Consider the following 21215-nt stretch of genomic DNA (forward strand, 5'->3'; position numbering starts at 1 on the left):
TCAATTAACTAAAAATCAGATGAAAAGGCAATCTATTAAGCGGCTCAGAAAAAATGCTGGATGGGATGATTCTATTTTAACCACTATCTTATCTCAAAATTTTTCATGAGGTGACCCTGTAGAACCCTGAATTAGGCATTGCTTTATGAGGCCACCTTAATATATAATTCATCCACTTTATTTGCTAGATCGAATTATAGGCACGTAGCTCAGCGGTAGAGCACCACCTTGACATGGTGGTGGTCGGTGGTTCGAACCCACTCGTGCCTACCAACTAATTGGGTTAAAGCATTTCCAGAATTACGGTTTTAGCCCTGCTTTGCAGGGTTTTTTTTTGATATGAAATGCTTGACGGACAGCGCGGTGGATGACAACTATGCCCAACATTAAATTACCTGATGGAAGTATAAAAAGTTTTGATGCGCCAGTGACAGTATATGATGTTGCCCATCAAATTAGCCCAGGACTAGCCAAGGCCGCTATGGCTGGTGAAGTTGACGGCGTTTTGGTCGATACCAGCTATTTAATGCACAATGATTGCTCTTTAATTATCATTACTGAAAAACAAGAACAAAGCTTAGAAGTCATACGTCATTCAACAGCGCATTTGCTTGCTCAAGCAGTAAAAGCTCTCTTTCCAACCGCCCAGGTTACGATTGGACCGGTTATTGAAGATGGTTTTTATTATGATTTCGCCTTTGCCCGCCCCTTTACGCCCGAGGACTTAACTCAAATTGAAGCCAAAATGCAGGAATTAGCCAAAGCTAATTACCCTGTTACTCGCCGGGAGCTTCCCCGCGATGAAGCTATTAAATACTTCAAAGGCATCGGGGAAGAGTATAAAGCAAAAATTATTGCTGATATTCCGCAAGATGAGGTTTTATCCTTATATAAGCAGGGTGATTTTGAAGATTTATGTCGAGGCCCTCATGTTCCTTCGACTGGATTTTTAAAAGCCTTTAAACTAACGAAGCTTGCGGGCGCTTATTGGCGTGGTGATTCAAATAATGAAATGTTGCAACGCATTTACGGGACAGCTTGGGCTGATAAAAAATCTTTAGCTGATTATTTATTCCGCCTGGAAGAAGCAGAAAAGCGCGATCACCGTAAATTAGGTAAAGCTTTAGGTTTATTTCATTTTCAAGATCTGGCCCCCGGTATGGTGTTTTGGCATCCTAATGGTTGGATTATTTACCAAGAGCTGGAGCGTTACATCCGCAGCCGCTTAGTAGATTTTGGCTATCAAGAAATTAAAACCCCGCAAATAGTAGATAAAATTCTGTGGGAAAAATCCGGCCATTGGGAAAATTTTAGAGACGATATGTTCGTGACTCAAACGGAAAATCGTGAATACGCCATTAAGCCAATGAATTGCCCCTGCCATGTACAAGTGTTTAACCAAGGTTTAAAAAGTTACCGCGATTTACCGCTGCGCTTATCGGAGTTTGGTAACTGTCATCGCTGTGAACCCTCAGGTTCTTTACATGGCTTAATGCGCGTTCGTAATATGGTGCAAGATGATGCTCATATTTTCTGTACGGAAGATCAAATTCAATCTGAAGTCTCGATGATGCTGCAATTGGTACAGTCCGTGTATGCTGATTTTGGTTTTGAAAAAATAAAGTATCGTTTGGCCTTGCGACCAGAAAAGCGAGTAGGCTCTAATGAGGTTTGGGATAAAGCAGAACACGCCTTGAAACAAGCGATGAAAGATCAAAACATTGAATGGATCGATGCGCCAGGCGAAGGTGCCTTTTATGGTCCGAAAATCGAGTGTTCCTTATCCGACTGTTTAGGGCGAATTTGGCAATGCGGTACTATCCAAGTAGATTTTTCAATGCCTGCCCGACTTGAGGCAAGTTATGTTGCTGAAGACGGCAGTAAACAAATTCCAGTGATGTTGCATCGTGCTATTTTAGGTTCGTTTGAGCGCTTTATGGGTATTTTGATTGAGCATTACGCAGGGAAATTACCCCTATGGTTGTCGCCAGTACAAGCAGCTGTACTTACTATTAGCGAAAAACAAAACGAATACGGCGAAAAACTAAGACAAATTTTACAAAAAAGAGGGATTCGCGCTCATTTTGACTTGAGAAATGAGAAAATTGGTTTTAAAATTCGCGAACATACTTTACAAAAAGTACCTTATCTATTAGTTATAGGAGATAAGGAAATGGCCTCTGGCCAGGTAGCACTACGTACGCGTGAGGGCGAAGATCGTGGCGTAATGACAATAAATGAACTTTGTGATATCTTAGAGCACGAAATTAAAAGTAAAGGTAAAGACCTAAAATCTGTTTCCACTAGATTTATGAATAAAAATTCTATTGAAAACAAGGAAAAGACTGAAGAAATCTTTAAAAGTCTTTAATCGATAATAACCGGGAGGATTAAACCATTAGTGCACCAACTAAGCGTGAAAGTGATCGCGCACGAATTAATGAACAAATTAATGTACCAGAGGTACGCTTAATTGATGTCGATGGAAATCAGGCCGGAATTGTATCAACACGAGAAGCTCTGCGTGCTGCAGAGGAAGGTGGTTTAGATTTAGTTGAAATCTCGCCTACGGCGAAGCCGCCTGTTTGTCGGATTATGGATTATGGTAAGTTTCTCTTTGAACTGAGTAAGAAACAAGCTGAGGCTCGTAAAAAGCAAAAGCAAATTCAGGTCAAAGAATTGAAATTCCGTCCTACGACGGAAGACGGGGATTATCAGGTCAAGCTACGCAACCTGATACGTTTCCTTAATCATGGTGATAAAGTCAAAATTACACTGCGTTTTCGTGGTCGTGAAATGGCCCATCAAGAATTAGGTATGAAAATTCTTGAACGTTTACAGCAAGATACCGCTGAATTTGCAACAGTAGAGCAGCATGCAAAACGTGAAGGAAGACAACTATTGATGGTTTTATCGCCCAAAAAAAGTAAGTAGCTGAAACAAATGCGGAGTACATTGCTATGCCAAAATTAAAGTCACATCGTGGAGCGACTAAACGCTTCCGTAAGACAGCAAGTGGTGCGATTAAACGTCGTGGCGCTTATAGAAATCACATCCTGACTAAAAAGTCTACTAAGCAAAAACGCCATTTACGCGTTGGTGCAAGTACTTTGAAGCCATGCGATGCTAAACTAGCAGCTCGTATGTTGCACGGTAGTTAAGGGGAGATTGAAGAATGCCAAGAGTTAAACGTGGTGTGACGGCGAAAGCGCGTCATAAAAAAATATTAAAACAAGCGAGAGGCTATTACGGAGCTCGTAGCCGTACCTACCGTGTAGCAAGACAGGCAGTTATTAAAGCGGGTCAATATGCATACCGTGATAGACGTCAGAAGAAGCGTCAATTCCGTGCATTATGGATTGTCCGTATTAATGCTCAAGCACGTGAGTGTGGGATATCATACAGCCGTTTAATTGATGGTTTGAAAAAAGCCTCAATCGAATTAGACAGAAAGGTTTTAGCTGATCTAGCGGTTAATAACAAAGTGGCTTTTGCCGCAGTAGCTGAGCAAGCGAAAGCCGCCTTAGCAAACTAATTTGTTGTTAGTGTTCTAAGCGATCAAGAACACTGTAGTAATACAAAATCAATAAAATCATCAAGGAGGCTCAGGCCTCCTTTTTACTTGTGGGTATAACTATGTTGGATACTATTGCCATACAAGAAGAGGCTTCTCAAGCAATCAATAAAGCCCAGGATGTCGCTGCTCTTGAACAAATTCGAGTTGATTTCCTTGGTAAAAAGGGAAAGCTTACTGAGGTTTTAAAAAGCCTCGCACATTTATCAGCTGAAGAGAAACCTAAAGTAGGCCAGTTGGTGAATCAAGCCAAGCAGTCTATTAGCGCGCTCATTGAAGCGAAAATGTTTGAGTTAAAAGAAAAGCAATTATTAGCAAAATTAGCTGCAGAACAAATCGACGTTAGTTTGCCTGGACGCAACCGGAATACGGGTTCGCTGCATCCAGTGACCCAAGTTAAACAGCGGATTAATGATTATTTCAGTCGTTTAGGTTTTGATATTGTTGATGGCCCAGAGATTGAAACTGAATTTTATAATTTTGAAGCACTAAATATACCTGGACATCATCCAGCACGTGCGATGCACGATACGTTTTATTTTGGTGATGGGCGTTTATTGCGTACGCATACTTCACCAGTACAAATTCGGACCATGGAGCAGCGTACCCCACCATTTCGGTTAATTGCCCCAGGCCGTGTTTATCGATGCGATTCCGACCTTACTCATACGCCTATGTTTCATCAAGTAGAAGGTCTATTGATTGACAAGCAAGCAACCATGGCTGGCTTAAAAGGTTTGTTAGAGGACTTTTTTGCTTATTTCTTTGGTCGTCAATTGGCTGTACGTTTTAGAGCCTCCTATTTTCCTTTTACAGAGCCCTCCGCCGAGGTAGATATTGAATGTACTCAATGTAATGGTCAGGGCTGTCGTTCGTGTAAATTTACTGGCTGGTTAGAAGTGTTAGGCTGTGGGATGGTCCATCCAAATGTATTAAAAGCTGTCAATATTTCTCCTGATGAATATCAAGGTTGGGCCTTTGGTATGGGAATGGATAGATTGGCTATGCTTTATTATGGCATTGATGACTTAAGAATGATGTTTGAGAATGACGTCACCTTTTTAAATCAATTTTAAATTTAAAATAATCACAATAAATGCAGGGTTAATGAGGTCTGTCAATGAAATTAAGTAAGTTATGGTTACGTGAATGGGTTAATTTCTCATTAGCTGAACAAGAGCTAGCCGACCAGTTAACAATGGCGGGTTTAGAGGTTGATGCAGTAAGTCCAGTTGCTGGTGAGTTTTCTAATGTAGTGGTGGCGCAAGTTCTAACTACCAGACCTCATCCTGATGCAGATAAGCTAACACTTTGCGAGGTCGATGCCAAAACTGATAAGCCTTTAGCTATTGTTTGTGGTGCCTCTAATGTTCGTCCAGGCTTGAAAGTTGCTTTAGCCATGATTGGTGCTAAATTACCAGGCGGCTTACACATTAAAGAATCTAAATTACGTGGCCAATTATCGCAAGGAATGCTTTGTTCGGTCAGTGAACTGGGTTTGGCCGAATTATCTGATGGCATTATGGAGCTGGATCAAGATGCGCCAATAGGGGTGAGTTTACGTGATTATCTTTTACTTGATGACCATGTTTTTGATATCGATTTAACGCCCAATCGTGCCGATTGTTTTAGTGTTTTAGGAATAGCACGCGAAGTAGCTGCGTTAAAAAAACTTCCTTTATTAGAGCCTGAAATTTTAACAGTAACCCCCTCAATTGATGATCAACTTTCTATCCGTTTAAATGCTGAAGAGGCCTGTTCCCGCTATTGTGGCCGAATTATACGGAACATTAATTCGCAAGCAACCACTCCAGTGTGGATGGCTGAACGTTTACGTCGAAGTGGGATTCGTACTGTCCATCCAGTTGTTGATGTTATGAATTATGTGATGATCGAGCTTGGTCAACCCATGCATGCTTTTGACTTAGCCCAGCTGAGGGGCAATATCGAGGTGCGCTTTAGTGCACGCGAAGAAGAGCTTGAGCTATTAGATGGGCAAAAAGTTAAGCTAAACGATAAGGTGTTAGTCATTGCGGATCAAGAAAAACCGCTGGCCATGGCTGGTATCATGGGTGGGGCTGGGAGTTCTGTACAAGCGCACACGCAAGATGTGTTTTTAGAAAGTGCTTTTTTTAATCCTACGACTATTGCTGGGGTTGCCCGTAAATATGGTCTGTTCAGTGACTCGTCCCAACGTTTTGAACGGGGTGTTGACCCACAATTACAATTAAAAGCCTTAGAGCGGGCCACCGCCTTAATATTATCGATCTCTGGTGGAGAAGCTGGCCCTATTAGCGAAGCCCTTAATGAAGTTTATTTACCTAAGCCAATCTGTTTTAAATTTGACACCAATAAAGTGCATAAATTGACTGGTATTTCCATTCCTATTGCAGAAATGCGTACTTTATTAGAAGGTTTAGGCCTAAAAATTACCGTCAATGAAACCATTTTTATGGCAGAGATTCCTTCACACCGTTTCGATTTACAACAAGAGGTGGATTTGGTTGAAGAGATTGTGCGTCTAAATGGCTATGATAAGCTCAAAGCACAACCTATGAATACGGCCATTCAAGCAGGCAGCTCTTCTGAGCGGGAGCGTATTGCTTATCAATTAAGTCATTGGTTTAGAACTAAGGGCTATAATGAAACAATTAGTTATAGTTTCGTTGATCCAGAATTACAAGCAGCTTTATACCCAAATAAAGAATTCATGCAATTGTTGAACCCGATTTCTTCTGAATTATCACAAATGCGTATTGGAATGTGGCCGGGTTTGATTGCTTCGATGATTTACAATGTCCACCGCCAACAAAATGCAATCAAATTTTTCGAACTGGGCGTCGTCTTTGATGTAATTAACCAGCAATTAACTGAACGTCCTTGTGTTGCGGCTTTATTATCCGGGGAAAAGGGTGGCTTAAACTGGAGCGAAACTACGGGTTCTTATGATTTTTATGATTTAAAAGGGGATATTCAATCCATTTTTGCTTTATTAAAAATCCCGCAGGTACAATTTATTTCCGCAGTGCATGAGGCCTTGCATCCGGGACAATCAGCACAAATAGTGATAGATAATAAACCGGCCGGATGGTTAGGCGTATTACATCCTCGTCTGGCCGATGCCCTTGATTTGGATAAAGATGTACTTTTATTTGAACTCAATTTAGAATCGTTAATGGTTTGTACTCCACCGCGTTATAAAGCGATTTCAAAATATCCACAAATACGAAGAGATTTATCATTCTTAGTGGACAAGCAAATCACTGCTTTAGATATTGAGCAGGTAGTTCGCGCTGTCAGTACGGAAGATTGGTTAAAAGCATTTGATGTTTTTGATGTTTATATGGGCAAGGGCATTCCAGAAGGAAAGAAAAGTGTCGCTATTTCAATTACCTTACAAGATGCTAAGCGTACCTTAGTTGATGCTGAGATCAATTCTTTAATTAGTGCTATAATCAAAGCACTGGAAAATGAATTTTCAATCCTTTTGAGGGACTAATTATGAACGCATTAAGCAAAGCGTTAATTGCTGAAACTTTGTGTGAGGAGTTAAAGTTAGCAAAACCTGCCGCTAAAGAAATGGTCGAAAATTTTTTTGAAGAATTACGTCACGCTTTAGAGCATGGGAAACATGTTAAATTATCAGGCTTTGGAAATTTTACTTTAAGAGATAAACCACAAAGACCAGGACGCAATCCCAAAACCGGTGAAGAAATTCCAGTAGTGGCAAGAAGAGTCGTTACCTTTAAGCCCGGATTAAAACTAAAAACGAAAATTGAAGAAATAGGAAAATAGTGCATTGAGTTATTATACAAAACACGTCCTTTTATGTACAAACCAAAAGCCCACCGGAACACCTTGCTGTGCTAATTCTGGTGGTGAAGAGTTTTTTAAGTATATGAAGGCCAAACTAGTTGAATTGGATATCCATGGCCCTGGTAAAATTCGTCTTTCTAAGTCGGGGTGTCTTGGTCGGTGTAAGTTAGGTCCTTGTATTGTGATTTATCCCGAGGGGGTGTGGTATTCTTATTCTTCATTTGCAGATATAGATAAAATTATTGCCGACCATTTACTTGCCAATAAGCAAGTAGATGAGCTTTTAATAGTGGAGTAGTACTTCAGATTTTAATCTAATTGCTCTATAATGCCCTTATCATATTCAAAAGGCCCCGCCTTCAGGCCGGAAATAAGTTTTTTTGAATATTTTACCCTTGTTATTAGCTTGTATTTTTTATCTAAAAGATGATTTTATGTAAAAAATGAAGATTGTTTATAAAAATTTATCCTTTTTACTTGTAGGATCTTTCTGTTTTGGTTAAAATCGCCCGTCCATGATAGAAAGATTACCAATTTAGGCGGTTCGGAGTTTAATTAATGAAGACAATTAGTGCCAAAGGCCATGAAGTCAAACGCGACTGGTTAATCGTTGATGCCAGCGATAAAGTTTTGGGTCGTTTAGCTACTGAAGTTGCACGTCGTTTACGTGGCAAACATAAAGCTGAATATACCCCCCATGTTGATACTGGCGACTACATTATTGTTACTAATGCAGAGAAAGTTATTGTAACTGGTCGTAAATTCAAAAATAAAATGTATCATCACCACACTGGTTTTCCTGGTGGTATTAAATCAGTTAATTTCGAAAAAATGCAAGCAAAAAATCCTGTGCGCATTATCGAATTAGCTATTAAAGGTATGTTGCCAAAGAATCCATTGGGTAGAGAGATGTATCGTAAGCTAAAAGTGTATGCTGGAAATGAGCATCCACATACTGCACAACAACCCAAAAAACTAGAGATTGAGGAATAAGTATTATGGCTGAAATGAAGCAATACTATGGCACTGGTCGTAGAAAAAGTTCAACAGCTCGAGTGTTTTTACGTCCAGGTAAAGGCGAGATTAAAGTTAACAATCGTAGCCTACAAGAGTATTTCTGCCGTGAAACTTCTTGCATGGTTGTAATGCAACCCCTAGAAACTGTTGATTTAACTAATAAGTTTGACATTTATATCACTGTAACTGGTGGCGGTATCTCTGGCCAAGCTGGTGCGGTTCGTTTAGGTATCGCTAGAGCTTTAGTTGCTTATGATGAGCAAGGTTTAGCTAAAGATGCTGAGCCTAACCCAAGTTCATTTAGAAGAAAATTACGCGCACGCGGTCTCTTAACTCGTGATTCACGTCGCGTGGAAAGAAAGAAGGTCGGTTTGCACAAAGCTCGTCGTGCTACTCAGTACTCCAAGCGTTAATCTTTCTGTTTTCGTATTTCCCCAACCCCGCATTTGTCGGGGTTTTTTATTTGTAGCACTACAGTCCTAAGTGGATGCTTTTACCGTGCTATTTAAAACTGAAGAGAAGGATTGACTTGCTCGGTGAAGCTAAGCTGCTTTATTTTATTGAGGCTACTATACTAAAAATGAGTCAAGAACCCGAACCTGGACCAGAAAATCCTGTTTGCTCAGCGGAGCAAATTAATAAAGAGCGGCGTCGCTTTTTACTCGGTTCTGCCTGCGTGTTAGGCAGTATTGGTGTGGCTTGTTCTTTAATTCCTCTTGCTTCATCCTGGCTTCCGAGTGCTAAAACCAAAGCGTCCACAGGACCTGTGGAAGTGGACTTAAGCGCTATGGAATTCGGCGAACAGCGTGTCATTGAATGGCAAGGTAAGCCTGTTTGGATTATAAAACGAAGTGCCGCTATGTTAGCTGAGCTTAGCAAAGTCGACACCACGCAATTAAGGGATCCGCTGTCCTTGGTTGCTCAACAACCGGATTATGCTAAAAATAAGTTCCGTTCAATTCATCCAGAATACCTCATCCTAATTGGTATTTGTACTCATCTAGGTTGCTCACCAAAATACAAGCCTAGGCTCCATGAATTAGGACCCGAATGGCCTGGAGGCTTTTTTTGTCCTTGTCATGGATCTACTTTTGATTTGGCCGGCCGCGTATTTAAAGGGGTTCCTGCACCCATTAATTTAGCGGTTCCCCCGCATCATTTTATTAATCCACAGACAGTGATTATAGGGGAGGAATAGTCTATGGTGCAGGCAGTATGAATAATCTTATGCAGTGGTTAGATGCTCGCTTCCCTTTATTAAGTACTTGGAAAAAACACTTTAGCGAATATTATGTCCCTAAAAACTTAAATTTCATGTACCTTTTTGGCTCTTTTGCTTTAATCCTCTTACTTAACCAAGTAATCACTGGCTTATGGCTCACGATGTTTTATACCCCCACGGCAGAAGCGGCATTTTCCTCCTTAGAATCACTAATGCGTGATGTCTCCTTTGGCTGGTTATTCCGTTATATGCATTCCACCGGTGCTTCTGCACTGTTCATTGTACTTTATATGCATATATTTCGGGGCCTCCTCTATGGTTCTTATCAAAAACCAAGGGAGCTTGTGTGGTTTTTAGGAATGATTTTATATTTATTGTTGCTCATGGAAGCTTTTTTTGGTTATTTATTACCGTGGGGGCAAATGTCTTATTGGGGAGCCCAAGTCATTACTTCTTTGATCAGTGTTATTCCTTATATTGGTGAGAGTTTAGTTGTTTGGTTACGCGGGGATTATTCGGTGACAGGGGTTACCTTACAACGTTTTTATGCTTTACATATCATTGCTGTTCCTTTAGCCATTGTCTTACTGGTTTTTCTACATCTTATTGGTCTGCGTCAGGTAGGCTCAAATAACCCCGAGGGGATTGAAATCAATGCCGTGCTAGATAAACATGGCAAACCCCTTGATGGGATTCCTTTTCACCCCTACTACACCATTAAGGATGTGCTGGGCTTGGTACTATTTGCTCTTGTATTCTTTACTGTGGTGTTTTTTGTTCCCGAAATGGGGGGATTCTTCCTAGAGCCAAATAATTTTATCCCCGCAAACCCACTGCTTACTCCCGACGATATTGTGCCAATGTGGTACATGGCTCCCTTTTACGCCCTCTTAAGAGCTATACCCAATCAATTAATAGGGATAGGTTTAATGGTATTGGCTGTTTTTTTTCTTTTTCTTTTACCTTGGTTAGATAAAAGCCCGGTTCGTTCTTGGCGTTATAAAGGTATGTACTCGCGGGCGAGCCTTGTATTGTTTGTTCTAAGCTTCATTCTTTTAGGCTATTTAGGCACTCTACCACTAACACCATTACGTTTAATTCTGGCGCGAGTTAGTGTTATTCTTTATTTTTCTTATTTTTTACTCATGCCTTTTTATAGTCAATATGAAGCATGTCGTTCAGTGCCTTTGCGAATCAACTAGCGATGAAGAAACGATTAAACCTTATTTTATTTATACTTGGGGTTTTAGGAGGCTATGGCTGTTTTGCCCTCCCCTCGATGGATAGTGCTAATAAAGCCAGCTTACAACGAGGGGCTGCTTTATTTGTCAATTATTGTTCCGGCTGCCATTCATTAAAATATTTCCGTTATGAGCAGTTAGCTAGCGATTTAGCCATACCCCCTAATTTGGTAAAGGATAATCTTATCTTTACCGAGAGCAAACTAAATGAGCCTTTTCTTATCGCTTTACAGGCTAAGGATGCGCAAGAATGGTTTGGAGTGGTGCCACCCGATTTATCATTAATTGCTCGGCAGCGGGGTAAACTCTGGTTATACCGTTACTTAACCGGCTTTTATAAGGATCATAGCCGTCCTATGGGGGTTAATAATACCCTGTTACCCAATGTCGCTATGCCCGATGTTTTAGAGCCATTAAAAGGCACGCCAGAACAATTGAATGAGCATTTTAAACAAGAGCTGGGAGATTTAATTAATTTTCTTGACTATGTGGGAGAGCCGGCTTATTTCTCGCGGATACATCTTGGACCTTATGTGGTGTTATTTTTTATCCTATTATTTATCCCGGTTTACTTGTTAAAACGGCTTTATTGGTCGGATCTAGGCTCTTAAGAAGAGGGCGCAACTGTCCTGAATATCATTCAAAACAGTTACTACTTCTCATTGCTTAATCAAGTTTGGCCCTTTTTCTCAAGGTCATTCCTGTTGATGAAGACTCCATTCCCTCTTCGGATTCCCTACGTACATAACTAAAGAGTCCCATTTGCTTATTACGTTTAGAGCTGTCCCTGTCTAAAGCAGGTTTCTCCCGCTTTTTAGCAAAAAGGCTTTGCTGTGCCAAGGGGGATTCGGAGGGTGCGGAATGAGCTTTTCTTTTCGATTTACGGGGAGGTGGCGAACTGACTGCGGCGGTCTCCTCTTCTTCGGCCGTAATTGAGGCAAGGGGAGAGACCATAAGGGGCTGTCTTTGTTTAAGCGATTTAGGAGTAGGGGCCTTTTCCTTTTTACTCACAGGGCTACTTAGCACTTCTCCATGATAAAGCCTATCTAGCTCAGTCTTAGCTGCTTTTTGGGTTAAGCAAAAAGCATCTAATAGTGCTTGATGTGTGCTATTAAAAGTACTGCACATCGTTTGAATATCCCGATATTGTTGCTTTCCTTGTGCGGGTGCCCGTAATTCAACTACGAGCGCAGTGACCGGGTCTTTAGCACTGCCCAAATTGCTTGGTGAAATAAAGCGATCAGTTAAGCAACCAATGGGATCGGCTGGAGCTTCATCCTCATCCACTGGGACTCCCTGAAAGGTTTGCCCATAAAAAATATCGAAAAGCTCCATAAACGAATCATGGTTAAACATTAAATGACCGGGATGGTCCGCAGTATTCCCTCGACCACCATTCGCGAGCTGAATGGCTTGTTGGCACAGTTTTCTAATTTCTTTTTTAGGGATAGCTTGTAATAGTTGTTGTTCATAGGGATGGAGCTGTTGAAAAAAAGTGGCAAGAGTGGCTTTCAAAAAGTAAGGAAAAATTGATTTTCTCAAGGTGTTTGCAAGACTAATAGCAATTTCATTAACCTCTTTTGCTGAAGGCTCTTTGTCTCTACCCCCTTTGGCGAGAGCGACTTTTCGATGTTGTTCGGCTATCCACAAGGCATCGTCTTGAAATAATTCAACCAGATATTTTTGGCTGGTAGAAATTAAAGCCAGCTCATAAGCCATCCCTCTTAAAAAATCCCTGGCTCCAATAGCGGATAAAGGAAATTTGGCTTGGGTAAAAAATCGATCGGCTAGGTCGATTGCAGAAGTAAAAATTTCTTGTTCGTATTGTCGCAGCTTAATATGGGGACGACTTTCATTGAAATCTGCGGCAATTTCCTTTTCTTTATTAAGAAGAGAGAACTCATTGATAAGGGGAAAAGCCTTTCTAACGTCCGGTTCAAAAATACAACCAATAGGTATACTTAAATTGTATTGGGTTGTGAAAACGGCGGGTGTTTTAGGGGCTAAATCTTCATATTTTAATTGCACTACCCAACTAGCATGAGCAGGAAAACGAAATTCAAAATCTGGGCCCGCATTCTTAGGGTCAAATACGGTTTGAGGTGAGGTAATATGTAACTGTACGCGGCTATCTTCTAAGCTATTGTAATAATTGATAAAATCAGCAAGATTAAGATAATGAATAGCATTGTATTCACGCCGGCTTGGCTTTTTATAGTTCTTAAATTGAGTTTGTCGAATAAAATCCTTTTGGAGGATTAACCAGTCGGAATAGGCTTTGGTTAACTGCAATAATTCTTGTGTATTTTCAAGTTCTGGACCTGAGCGGAATTCTATAGAGGTTCGTTTCGGAAATTGATCACCCTCTTCTGACCGGTTGGAATCGGTGGACATGCACAGTTTATTGGTCGGGTCCAGGGGACGGGCAATAATGTCGTTGTATGCATCTTTCAAGGGATGAAAGCTGGCTGCATCAGTGGTGGGATTAATATAATATACTCCAAGGGCCCCTTGGCCAAAATAATCCGCGAGGGTTTCAATTTCCGGCCCAGCAAGAACTTTTAGGGGATTCCTAATCGTTCTTTCTTGTTTCTGTTTTGCCATAATAAGTTCTCATCAAGTCCAAAATGCGCAAAATTTTAACTTAATAAAAGCATTTTAGTCAAATACTTTCTCATCTTGCGCAATATTTGCATTTTTGGGCTCTTGATTATTAGGCGCACCTCTAGTCGCAAAATTTATTTAAGGTTGTCTCTAGCAGTAAAAATTATATTTTCTCATTACAATCAGAAAGTTGAAAATATAGACAATTCCAATAAAACGAATTTTAGCTAGAAATTTCACCCACGCGGTTAAAAATGTGGTAGAATATTCACTTTTGCACAGCGAAAATTGTAATTTTGGTTAGTTATACCAATAACAAATTGATTAGGAGTTGCTAATGGCAATTGTTGCAAAGCGCACTATTATGTCTCTATTTTCTGATATCGATGATGTTTATAGTCATCAAGTTCGTATCGTTTTAGCTGAAAAGGGAGTGAATGTTGAAATCCTGCCAGCCAAACAAGATGAACCTAGTGCCGATTTATTAGCGCTTAACCCTTACGGAACCGTTCCTACTTTAATTGATCGCGAGCTTGTTCTTTATGAAGCACGCATTATTATGGAGTATTTGGACGAGCGTTTTCCACATCCTCCTTTATTGCCGGTATATCCCGTAGCGCGTGCAGAAACACGTAAAATGATGCACCGTGTTGAGCAAGATTGGTATTATTTAATGAATTGCATTTTACGGGATGAGCAGGCTGAGGAAGCGAGAACTAATTTGGCTGAAAGTCTTATCAGCTTAGATCCTTTGTTTTCCGATAAGCCTTATTTCCTAAGTGATGAGTTCTCTTTATTAGATTGCGCTTTGGCGCCCTTATTGTGGCGTTTACCGAAATTAGGCATTGCAATCACTGCAGAACATAAAGGATTAACCGCATACATGCAAAAAGTGTTTAAACGAGATTCGTTTCAAACCAGTTTAACTGATGCTGAGCGACAAATAAGAGCTGCTTAATATGACAACAACTACAACGATGACATCTAATAAGCCCTATTTGATTAGAGCCTTTTATGATTGGATTGTAGATAATCAGCTAACCCCTTATATTTTGGTTAATGCTGCTTATCCTGGGGTTCAGGTTCCGCAGGAACATATTCGTCATGATCGGATTGTTTTAAATATATCTCCTACAGCGACTCGGGGACTCCTTCTTGAGAATGATCGTATTGTTTTTACTGCTCGTTTTTCTGGACAAACTGAACAAATTTTCGTTTCACCGACGGCTGTCTTAGAAATTTACGCAAAAGAAAATGGCCGCGGTATTGCGTTTGCCATCGAAGAAGGCGAAGAACCTCCACCGACCACTTCTTCAGATGCTGAATCTGGTGGCTCTAAATCTAAACCCTCTTTAAAACTAGTAAAATAAAAAATACTGTAATTTAACTCTATTAGAGTGTTTGTTGGGTCTTTGACCCAACAATTATTTTAACAGTATGATACATGGACAGTTATTAATAAACTGAAGAGGGAATGACCTGATGTCCCAGTTAGAGTACGCACTTTATACTACCGCGCAAATTAGAGCTTGTGAGCAACAAGCCCCAAGGTTAGCTCATCTTAATGAATTCCAATTAATGCTGCAGGCCGGCATAGAGGCTTTTTCTTTTATTTTAAGAAAATTCCCCACCGTGCGCCATCTTGCCCTATTTTGTGGTTCAGGAAATAATGCCGGTGATGGTTATATCGTTGCGCGTTTAGCCCACCAGCATGGCTTAGTCGTTACTGTTTACCAATGTAAAGCTCTAGAGGACTTACCCAATGCCGCAAAACAAGCGGCTTTAGAAGCGCATGCCGCAGGTGTTGATTTTCAATGGGCTGATGAGCCTATTGACAGTGAAATTGAACTTATTGTTGATGCTCTATTAGGTATAGGTTTAAAAGGGCCAGTCTATGGCCTTATTGCTGCAGCCATCCAGCAAATTAATGCCAGTGGCTTACCCGTAGTATCCTTAGATATTCCTTCCGGTTTAAATGCTGACAATGGCCAAGTAGCTAATGTCTGTGTCCAAGCTACGATGACGCTTAGTTTTATTGGACTTAAATTAGGAATGTATACACTTGATGGGCCGGACTATTGTGGCGCAATTTATTGCCATCATTTACAACTTGAATCTTATTTAGCCGGCTTAAAACCCTGTGCCCAATTGCTGGCCAAAAATTGTCTAAACCTACCCTTATCACCCAGAAAAAAGAACTCTCATAAAGGTGACTATGGCCATGTGGTAATCATCGGTGGTGGTTGGGGTATGCCGGGTGCTGTCGCTTTAGCGGCTAAGGCCGCATTGCGTACTGGGGCAGGGGCCGTCAGTATTGCAACACTGCCTGAGCATGTTGCTGCCCTATTACCCCTGGTTCCTGAAGCCATGATTTGGGGCATTGAGGAAGCACAGGAGTTATTGCCACTGCTCGCTAAAGCAAGCTTTTGCATTATTGGGCCAGGATTAGGCGAAAGCGAATGGGCTAAAAATATGTTTTTAGTTGCGCTGAGCTCTCAATTACCCATGGTTATTGATGCCTCCGCCTTAAGATTATTAGCCTATAAACCCCAAGTGGATGATAATTGGATATTGACTCCCCACCCGGGTGAGGCTGCCAGTTTGCTTGCTTGTTCTACTACTGAGATTCAAGACGATCGTATTCGCGCTGCTGCTTTAATTCAAAAAAAATATGGGGGAGTGGTTGTTTTAAAAGGGACGGGAACCTTAGTGCAGACCTTAGAAAAAAACCTCTTCATTTGCCCTAAAGGGAACCCAGGCATGGCAAGTGCTGGTATGGGTGATGTCTTAAGCGGCATTATTGCCGGTCTTGGTGCGCAAGATCTATCTTTGTCTGAAGCGGCGATGCTTGGCGTGTGGTTACACGCGGTGGCTGCGGATACGGTTACCCAAAAACAAGGGGAGCGTGGTCTATTGGCTAGTGATTTAATCAATCAGCTGCCTCTAATCTTAAATAAGAGTTAATTGTTAAAAATTTTACTCTATGATGCAAAATGTTATTATGCACCTACAGCGAACTCTAAAGAGACTGTAGGTGAGTAAAAAATTTCCTCTTTGCAAGTAAAGCGAGGCAAAACAGCCCCTATGATCCTCTTAGAAGAAAAGTGCGTCAGCATTGCCTTCTCTATTTCGCAGCGACTAGGTCTAATAAGACAGGTTTAAACATCAACTATTATAACAATGAAGTAGATTTAATTAATGATAAAAAATGACAAAGTCACTCTATTTTTAGACGATGAACAAGCTAGCGAACAATGGGCCAAGCGATTAGCCACGCAACTCAAAGCACCATTAACCTTAAGTTTTAGTGGTGAGATAGGGGCTGGAAAAACAACAATAATTCGTGCCATGTTACGTGCTTTGGGTATACAATGTGCTATTAAAAGTCCAACTTTTTCTATTGTGGAAAGTTATACTTGCGCTGATTTTGTGGTTCATCATTTTGATTTATATCGCATTCATCATGAAGAGGAGCTCGAGTACATCGGTTTTCGAGATTTCTTCATGGAACAAAATATTTGCTGTATTGAGTGGGCAGAGCATGCGGGGCAATTATTGCCAGCAGTCGATGTTCGTTTTAAATTAATGGTAAAAGAGAGCGGGCGTGAGTTAGAAATAACAGCCTTTAGCGCCATGGGTAGAACGATGTTAGAAGGTCTAACGGGTGAGTAATGAAAAAAATAAGATGTTTCTGGTTAGCTCTACTACTAGGTAGCTTTAATTTATTTGCCGCACAAATCACTAATATTACTTCGTCGCAAACAGGGAATAAGGCCAGTATCTATTTATCTGTTCAAGGCGCATTTACCCATCGTATATTTACTTTGACCCAACCTAATCGAGTTGTTATCGATTTTGATAGTAGTCAACTTGGCTTTAGTTTAAATCAACTAAAGCTTAATAGTACTTTAATTAAGCAAATTCGTGGCAGTATGACTAACTCTAAAACCGTAAGGTTAGTATTTGAAGTGAATCAAAAGGTTACAGCAACTTCTAGTCCTTGGTCAACTGCTGGTTCCCTAGAGGGTGTTCGTATCGATATGATTAGTCAAGGTGGGACTTTCCCGCCGGCACCTGCTGCTCGATCAGCAACTGCCCCTCCTATTAAAGCTCACTCCCTTGTTCGGATGGGCCCTAAAAAAGCAGCAAGCACTAAACCACGAACAACACTGGCTCAGGTGCATAAACAAGCCCACCCTACTGTGGCTGCTAAAAAAATTAGCTCTTCTCCCGCACCCATAAAACACACTAAACCAGTGCTTGCTGCTAGTAAATCCAATAAATCTTTGCGGGATATAGTGGTTGTTCTTGACGCAGGACATGGGGGTAAAGATCCCGGCGCCAAGGGGCCTCGTAACAGTCGAGAAAAACATGTTGTCTTAGCCATTACTTTGAAATTAAAGCAACTTATTGATCGACAACCCGGCATGCGGGCGGTACTAACACGTTCAGGGGACTACTATGTGGGGTTAAGGGATCGTCTAGACATTGCGCGTAAGTATAATGGTGATATTTTTGTATCCATTCATGCCGATGCTTTTAATAATCCCCATTCCAGTGGTGCCTCCGTTTTTGCTTTATCACAACGGGGCGCCACCAGTGAAGCAGCCCGTTGGATTGCTGAAAAAGAAAACTACTCCGAGTTAGGGGGGGTTAACCTTGGCGATTTAGATGATAACAATGGGGTTGTGCGCTCTGTTTTAATTGATTTATCGCAAACAGCAACCATTAATGCGAGTTTAGAGATGGGAGGCCGTGTTCTAGGCCAACTGACACGGTTTACACGCTTGCATAATCATCGTGTGGAACAAGCACGTTTTATGGTTTTAAAATCTCCTGATATTCCCTCTATTTTAGTAGAAACTGGCTTTATTTCTAATCCAGTGGAAGAAAAAAACCTGACCAGTGCTTCTTATCAGACGCGCTTAAGCCAGGCAATTTTCGATGGCCTAAAAAGCTATTTTTTGAGCAACCCTCCTCATGGAACACGTCTTGAAGCAATGTTAATGAATAAATTCCATATCGTTCGACGTGGCGAAACCTTACCAAGCATTGCAGCGCGTTATCGCACGTCAGTCGCTAATTTACAAGCGATAAACCATCTAGCAAGTAATGCATCCTTAAAACCTGGACAACGCTTAGTGATTCCAGCATGAGCAAACGGATTTTGCAGCTACCCGCACTCATTGCTAATCAAATTGCAGCCGGTGAAGTGATAGAGCGACCTGCCTCGGTAGTAAAAGAATTACTCGAAAACTCATTGGATGCGGGCGCTACCCAAATTAATATTGATATTGCCTACGGCGGCTTGAACCAGATTAAAATTAGTGACAACGGTGTAGGTATCGTCGCTGAAGACTTACCCTTAGCTATCGCAGCCCACGCAACCAGTAAAATTAGGCGTTTGGATGATTTATATGCCATTAGCAGTATGGGTTTTAGAGGGGAGGCTCTAGCGAGTATTGCTTCGATTGCCAAATTGGCTATTAGTTCAAAGCCCGCAGAACAAGAGCATGCAATGATGCTCACCAGCCAAGGTGCCCAACTCGAACTTGCTCCTTGCGCGCGCAACACGGGTACAACGATTGATGTGCGTGATTTATTTTTTAATGCACCCGTACGAAAACGCTTTTTAAAAACAGAACGGCTAGAGTTTCAGGCAATTGAGACAGTAGTGAGGCGATTTGCCTTGAGTGCTCCTCAAATTGCTTTAACCTTAACTCATAATAACAAATTGATGTTTTCTTTGCCCAGCGCGTTGAATGCTCAAGCAAAACAAAACCGTATGGCTAAAATACTAGGTAGTTCGTTTATGAAAAGCGCTGTTTTTCTTGATGTTGAACAAGGCGCTATGCGAATTCACGGGTGGATTAGCGGCAAAGAGTACCAACGCAGTCAAAATGATCGCCAATGGGTCTATATTAATCAACGGATGGTAAAGGATAAGCTTATCCATCATGCAATAAAACAAGCTTATGAAGGGCTGCTACACCCAGGTCGCTTTCCTTCTTGCTTGCTCTATTTCACCCTCAACACGAATGAAATCGATGTGAATGTCCATCCGACTAAACATGAGGTTCGCTTCCAGCAACCCCGACTAGTGCATGATTTTTTTATTACCCAATTAGCTAAGGCCCTGGCCATAGAAACCCCGCAAGAAGATAAGCAACATTATTTGAGCGAACCTACCCCTCAATTTTTGCCCACTATCGTGCCGCTGCAAAAAAATTTAAGCCTGCCACAACTTACATCTGGCTCCATCTCTCGCCTGTCCAATTATGAGGAAATACCATGGACACCCTTAAATAGGCAATTCAGTTTGCTGTGGCTTGGACAGCAACCTTATTTGGTTGATATACCGGCTTTATACCGAGCTTGGCTATCCCAACATTTAAAATTAGCTTCCTATCCTTTAGCAAACCGCCCTTTATTAGTCGCTGTACGCTACCCTTTAAGCAAGCCACTGAAAAAGGTAGCTAATTTACCACTGATTTTAGCGGATTTAGGGATTCATATTGAGGTGCAAGAGGAAACGATTTTAATTCGCAGTATTCCTGTTACCACTCCTTACTTGGATTTAAAGTTTTTTTTCCAGCAACTTGACCAACTAACGACCTTTAACCGCAAGGAGCTGACCGAGCAATTAATTGGCGCCCAGATAGTGGAAGCTGGACAATTTAACCAGGAAGAGCGCATGGCTTTGAGTCAGCTTTTATTAACAAGTCACCAAGGCCAATTACCCGATTTTGCGGCCTATAAGCCTTTTACCTTAGAAGATTGTCGGATGTTATTAGATGCCTAAATTAGTATTTTGTTTAATGGGGCCAACGGCTGCCGGTAAAACCAGTTTAGCCTGTGAGTTGCTCAATCATTTCCCAGTTGAATTGATTAGTGTTGATTCAGCCTTAATTTACCGCGGGATGAATATAGGTACGGCAAAACCCTCCCTCGCGGAATTAAAAAAATTTCCTCATCATTTAATTGATATAAAAAATCCCATTGAATCCTATTCGGCAGCCGAATTTTGTAGTGATGCATTAGCCTTATGTGAGACGATTTTTAAAAAAGGGAAAATTCCTGTTCTCGTTGGGGGAACGATGATGTATTTCAATTCCTTACAACAAGGCTTATCTATCCTACCAGAGGCCAATGAGCAGGTTAGAGCGGCCATAGAACAAGAAGCGCAACGTTACGGCTGGGAGCATTTACATCAACAATTAATGAGAGTCGATGCCGCAACAGCTCAAAGGATTCATGCCCATGATGCACAAAGAATACAACGGGCTTTAGAGGTGTATCAGCTTTCTGGGATTCCCTTATCTACTTTTCAACGTGAACATAAAAAGGTACCGGATTATCAATTTGTAAATTTTGCCCTTTTCCCTCAGCAAAGAGTATGGCTTCATGAGCGTATTGCCTCCCGTTTTGATGAAATGCTTCACTTAGGTTTTATTGATGAAGTTCGCCAGTTAAAGAATCATTGGCCTTTAGAATCCTCAATGCCGGCCATGCGTTGTGTTGGATACCGACAAATTTTTGAATACCTCGAAGGTGCTTATCCTTATGAAGACTTACGCGAAAAAGGTATTGCTGCAACACGCCAACTAGCCAAGCGTCAATTGACTTGGTTGCGAAATTGGCAGGGGGCTTTATATTATGATCCGCAAAAACCGAGTTTTAATGAAGAGATTATAGCGAAAATCAAGGAAATATTAGATAATAATCTTTCTTAATAGATCAT

Annotated in this window: 21 protein-coding genes and 1 tRNA gene; 21 read left to right on the forward strand and 1 reads right to left on the reverse strand. The window is 41.2% G+C overall.

Annotated features, from left to right (window positions below):
* The first annotated feature begins 198 nt into the window (after window positions 1–198).
* The 14 genes from ELY15_RS04730 to ELY15_RS04795 all read left to right on the forward strand — a co-directional run bounded on the left by ELY15_RS04730 (window position 199) and on the right by ELY15_RS04795 (window position 11481).
* A tRNA-Val gene (locus tag ELY15_RS04730) sits at window positions 199–273 on the forward strand.
* A gap of 103 nt (window positions 274–376) precedes the next feature.
* On the forward strand, window positions 377–2371 hold the full coding sequence (gene thrS / locus ELY15_RS04735; protein ID WP_127098506.1) for a threonine--tRNA ligase: 1995 nt from the start codon (window positions 377–379) through the stop codon (window positions 2369–2371).
* A 26-nt stretch (window positions 2372–2397) separates the two neighbouring features.
* Window positions 2398–2934 carry a translation initiation factor IF-3 gene (infC, locus tag ELY15_RS04740; RefSeq protein WP_127098507.1) on the forward strand — a complete coding sequence of 179 codons (537 nt, stop codon included), beginning with the start codon at window positions 2398–2400 and terminating at the stop codon, window positions 2932–2934.
* 26 nt (window positions 2935–2960) lie between these two features.
* Window positions 2961–3161, forward strand: a complete 201-nt coding sequence (gene rpmI / locus ELY15_RS04745; protein WP_127098508.1) for a 50S ribosomal protein L35 — start codon at window positions 2961–2963, stop codon at window positions 3159–3161.
* A gap of 14 nt (window positions 3162–3175) precedes the next feature.
* Window positions 3176–3535: a 50S ribosomal protein L20 gene (rplT, locus tag ELY15_RS04750; protein WP_127098509.1), complete on the forward strand. Its 360-nt coding sequence runs from the start codon at window positions 3176–3178 to the stop codon at window positions 3533–3535.
* Between the two features lie 101 nt (window positions 3536–3636).
* Window positions 3637–4650 carry a phenylalanine--tRNA ligase subunit alpha gene (pheS, locus tag ELY15_RS04755; protein WP_127098510.1) on the forward strand — a complete coding sequence of 338 codons (1014 nt, stop codon included), beginning with the start codon at window positions 3637–3639 and terminating at the stop codon, window positions 4648–4650.
* Between the two features lie 44 nt (window positions 4651–4694).
* Window positions 4695–7073, forward strand: a complete 2379-nt coding sequence (pheT, locus tag ELY15_RS04760; RefSeq protein WP_127098511.1) for a phenylalanine--tRNA ligase subunit beta — start codon at window positions 4695–4697, stop codon at window positions 7071–7073.
* Between the two features lie 2 nt (window positions 7074–7075).
* A complete protein-coding gene (locus ELY15_RS04765; RefSeq protein ID WP_127098512.1) occupies window positions 7076–7369 on the forward strand; it encodes an integration host factor subunit alpha in 294 nt (97 codons plus the stop codon).
* A gap of 4 nt (window positions 7370–7373) precedes the next feature.
* Entirely contained in the window at window positions 7374–7688 is a 315-nt protein-coding gene (locus ELY15_RS04770; RefSeq protein ID WP_127098513.1) for a ferredoxin, read from the forward strand.
* Window positions 7689–7948: 260 nt separating this feature from the next.
* Window positions 7949–8383, forward strand: a complete 435-nt coding sequence (gene rplM / locus ELY15_RS04775) for a 50S ribosomal protein L13 (RefSeq protein ID WP_127098514.1) — start codon at window positions 7949–7951, stop codon at window positions 8381–8383.
* Between the two features lie 5 nt (window positions 8384–8388).
* On the forward strand, window positions 8389–8820 hold the full coding sequence (gene rpsI / locus ELY15_RS04780) for a 30S ribosomal protein S9 (protein WP_127098515.1): 432 nt from the start codon (window positions 8389–8391) through the stop codon (window positions 8818–8820).
* 167 nt (window positions 8821–8987) lie between these two features.
* Window positions 8988–9605, forward strand: a complete 618-nt coding sequence (petA, locus tag ELY15_RS04785; protein ID WP_127098516.1) for a ubiquinol-cytochrome c reductase iron-sulfur subunit — start codon at window positions 8988–8990, stop codon at window positions 9603–9605.
* A gap of 17 nt (window positions 9606–9622) precedes the next feature.
* Complete coding sequence (locus ELY15_RS04790; protein ID WP_127098517.1) at window positions 9623–10831, forward strand: cytochrome bc complex cytochrome b subunit; 1209 nt, start codon at window positions 9623–9625, stop codon at window positions 10829–10831.
* Between the two features lie 2 nt (window positions 10832–10833).
* Window positions 10834–11481, forward strand: a complete 648-nt coding sequence (locus ELY15_RS04795; RefSeq protein ID WP_158617412.1) for a cytochrome c1 — start codon at window positions 10834–10836, stop codon at window positions 11479–11481.
* A gap of 55 nt (window positions 11482–11536) precedes the next feature.
* Here the strand turns inward: ELY15_RS04795 and ELY15_RS04800 are convergent, their stop codons facing one another.
* Window positions 11537–13474, reverse strand: coding sequence for a hypothetical protein (locus ELY15_RS04800; RefSeq protein WP_127098519.1), 1938 nt, complete (start codon window positions 13472–13474; stop codon window positions 11537–11539).
* Window positions 13475–13811: 337 nt separating this feature from the next.
* Here ELY15_RS04800 and sspA point away from each other — a divergent pair, with 337 nt between their 5' ends.
* From sspA to miaA, 7 genes are all read left to right on the forward strand, one after another.
* Window positions 13812–14432 carry a stringent starvation protein SspA gene (gene sspA, locus ELY15_RS04805; RefSeq protein ID WP_127098520.1) on the forward strand — a complete coding sequence of 207 codons (621 nt, stop codon included), beginning with the start codon at window positions 13812–13814 and terminating at the stop codon, window positions 14430–14432.
* Between the two features lie 19 nt (window positions 14433–14451).
* The gene (locus tag ELY15_RS04810; RefSeq protein ID WP_127098532.1) at window positions 14452–14844 is read left to right on the forward strand and encodes a ClpXP protease specificity-enhancing factor; all 393 of its coding nucleotides are present in this window, start codon (window positions 14452–14454) and stop codon (window positions 14842–14844) included.
* Between the two features lie 112 nt (window positions 14845–14956).
* The gene (locus tag ELY15_RS04815; protein WP_127098521.1) at window positions 14957–16438 is read left to right on the forward strand and encodes an NAD(P)H-hydrate dehydratase; all 1482 of its coding nucleotides are present in this window, start codon (window positions 14957–14959) and stop codon (window positions 16436–16438) included.
* A gap of 234 nt (window positions 16439–16672) precedes the next feature.
* Entirely contained in the window at window positions 16673–17146 is a 474-nt protein-coding gene (gene tsaE / locus ELY15_RS04820; protein ID WP_127098522.1) for a tRNA (adenosine(37)-N6)-threonylcarbamoyltransferase complex ATPase subunit type 1 TsaE, read from the forward strand.
* Complete coding sequence (locus ELY15_RS04825; protein WP_127098523.1) at window positions 17146–18630, forward strand: N-acetylmuramoyl-L-alanine amidase; 1485 nt, start codon at window positions 17146–17148, stop codon at window positions 18628–18630. Before tsaE ends, ELY15_RS04825 begins: the two co-directional genes overlap by 1 nt.
* Window positions 18627–20276 (forward strand): DNA mismatch repair endonuclease MutL, encoded by a 1650-nt coding sequence (mutL, locus tag ELY15_RS04830; RefSeq protein WP_127098524.1) that lies wholly within the window; start codon window positions 18627–18629, stop codon window positions 20274–20276. The genes ELY15_RS04825 and mutL overlap by 4 nt, the downstream gene beginning before the upstream one ends.
* Window positions 20269–21207, forward strand: a complete 939-nt coding sequence (miaA, locus tag ELY15_RS04835) for a tRNA (adenosine(37)-N6)-dimethylallyltransferase MiaA (protein WP_127098525.1) — start codon at window positions 20269–20271, stop codon at window positions 21205–21207. Before mutL ends, miaA begins: the two co-directional genes overlap by 8 nt.
* The last annotated feature ends 8 nt before the right edge of the window (window positions 21208–21215 follow it).

It is taken from the genome of Legionella sp. km772 (genome assembly GCF_003989735.1).
Lineage (GTDB): Bacteria > Pseudomonadota > Gammaproteobacteria > Legionellales > Legionellaceae > Legionella.

Coding starts and splice junctions, on each gene's coding strand:
- thrS (WP_127098506.1), top strand. CDS start 377: ATGCCCAACATTAAATTACCTGATGGAAGTATAAAAAGTTTTGATGCG.
- rpmI (WP_127098508.1), top strand. CDS start 2,961: ATGCCAAAATTAAAGTCACATCGTGGAGCGACTAAACGCTTCCGTAAG.
- rplT (WP_127098509.1), top strand. CDS start 3,176: ATGCCAAGAGTTAAACGTGGTGTGACGGCGAAAGCGCGTCATAAAAAA.
- pheS (WP_127098510.1), top strand. CDS start 3,637: ATGTTGGATACTATTGCCATACAAGAAGAGGCTTCTCAAGCAATCAAT.
- pheT (WP_127098511.1), top strand. CDS start 4,695: ATGAAATTAAGTAAGTTATGGTTACGTGAATGGGTTAATTTCTCATTA.
- ELY15_RS04765 (WP_127098512.1), top strand. CDS start 7,076: ATGAACGCATTAAGCAAAGCGTTAATTGCTGAAACTTTGTGTGAGGAG.
- rplM (WP_127098514.1), top strand. CDS start 7,949: ATGAAGACAATTAGTGCCAAAGGCCATGAAGTCAAACGCGACTGGTTA.
- rpsI (WP_127098515.1), top strand. CDS start 8,389: ATGGCTGAAATGAAGCAATACTATGGCACTGGTCGTAGAAAAAGTTCA.
- petA (WP_127098516.1), top strand. CDS start 8,988: ATGAGTCAAGAACCCGAACCTGGACCAGAAAATCCTGTTTGCTCAGCG.
- ELY15_RS04790 (WP_127098517.1), top strand. CDS start 9,623: ATGAATAATCTTATGCAGTGGTTAGATGCTCGCTTCCCTTTATTAAGT.
- ELY15_RS04795 (WP_158617412.1), top strand. CDS start 10,834: ATGAAGAAACGATTAAACCTTATTTTATTTATACTTGGGGTTTTAGGA.
- ELY15_RS04800 (WP_127098519.1), bottom strand. CDS start 13,474: ATGGCAAAACAGAAACAAGAAAGAACGATTAGGAATCCCCTAAAAGTT.
- sspA (WP_127098520.1), top strand. CDS start 13,812: ATGGCAATTGTTGCAAAGCGCACTATTATGTCTCTATTTTCTGATATC.
- ELY15_RS04810 (WP_127098532.1), top strand. CDS start 14,452: ATGACATCTAATAAGCCCTATTTGATTAGAGCCTTTTATGATTGGATT.
- ELY15_RS04815 (WP_127098521.1), top strand. CDS start 14,957: ATGTCCCAGTTAGAGTACGCACTTTATACTACCGCGCAAATTAGAGCT.
- tsaE (WP_127098522.1), top strand. CDS start 16,673: ATGATAAAAAATGACAAAGTCACTCTATTTTTAGACGATGAACAAGCT.
- ELY15_RS04825 (WP_127098523.1), top strand. CDS start 17,146: ATGAAAAAAATAAGATGTTTCTGGTTAGCTCTACTACTAGGTAGCTTT.
- mutL (WP_127098524.1), top strand. CDS start 18,627: ATGAGCAAACGGATTTTGCAGCTACCCGCACTCATTGCTAATCAAATT.
- miaA (WP_127098525.1), top strand. CDS start 20,269: ATGCCTAAATTAGTATTTTGTTTAATGGGGCCAACGGCTGCCGGTAAA.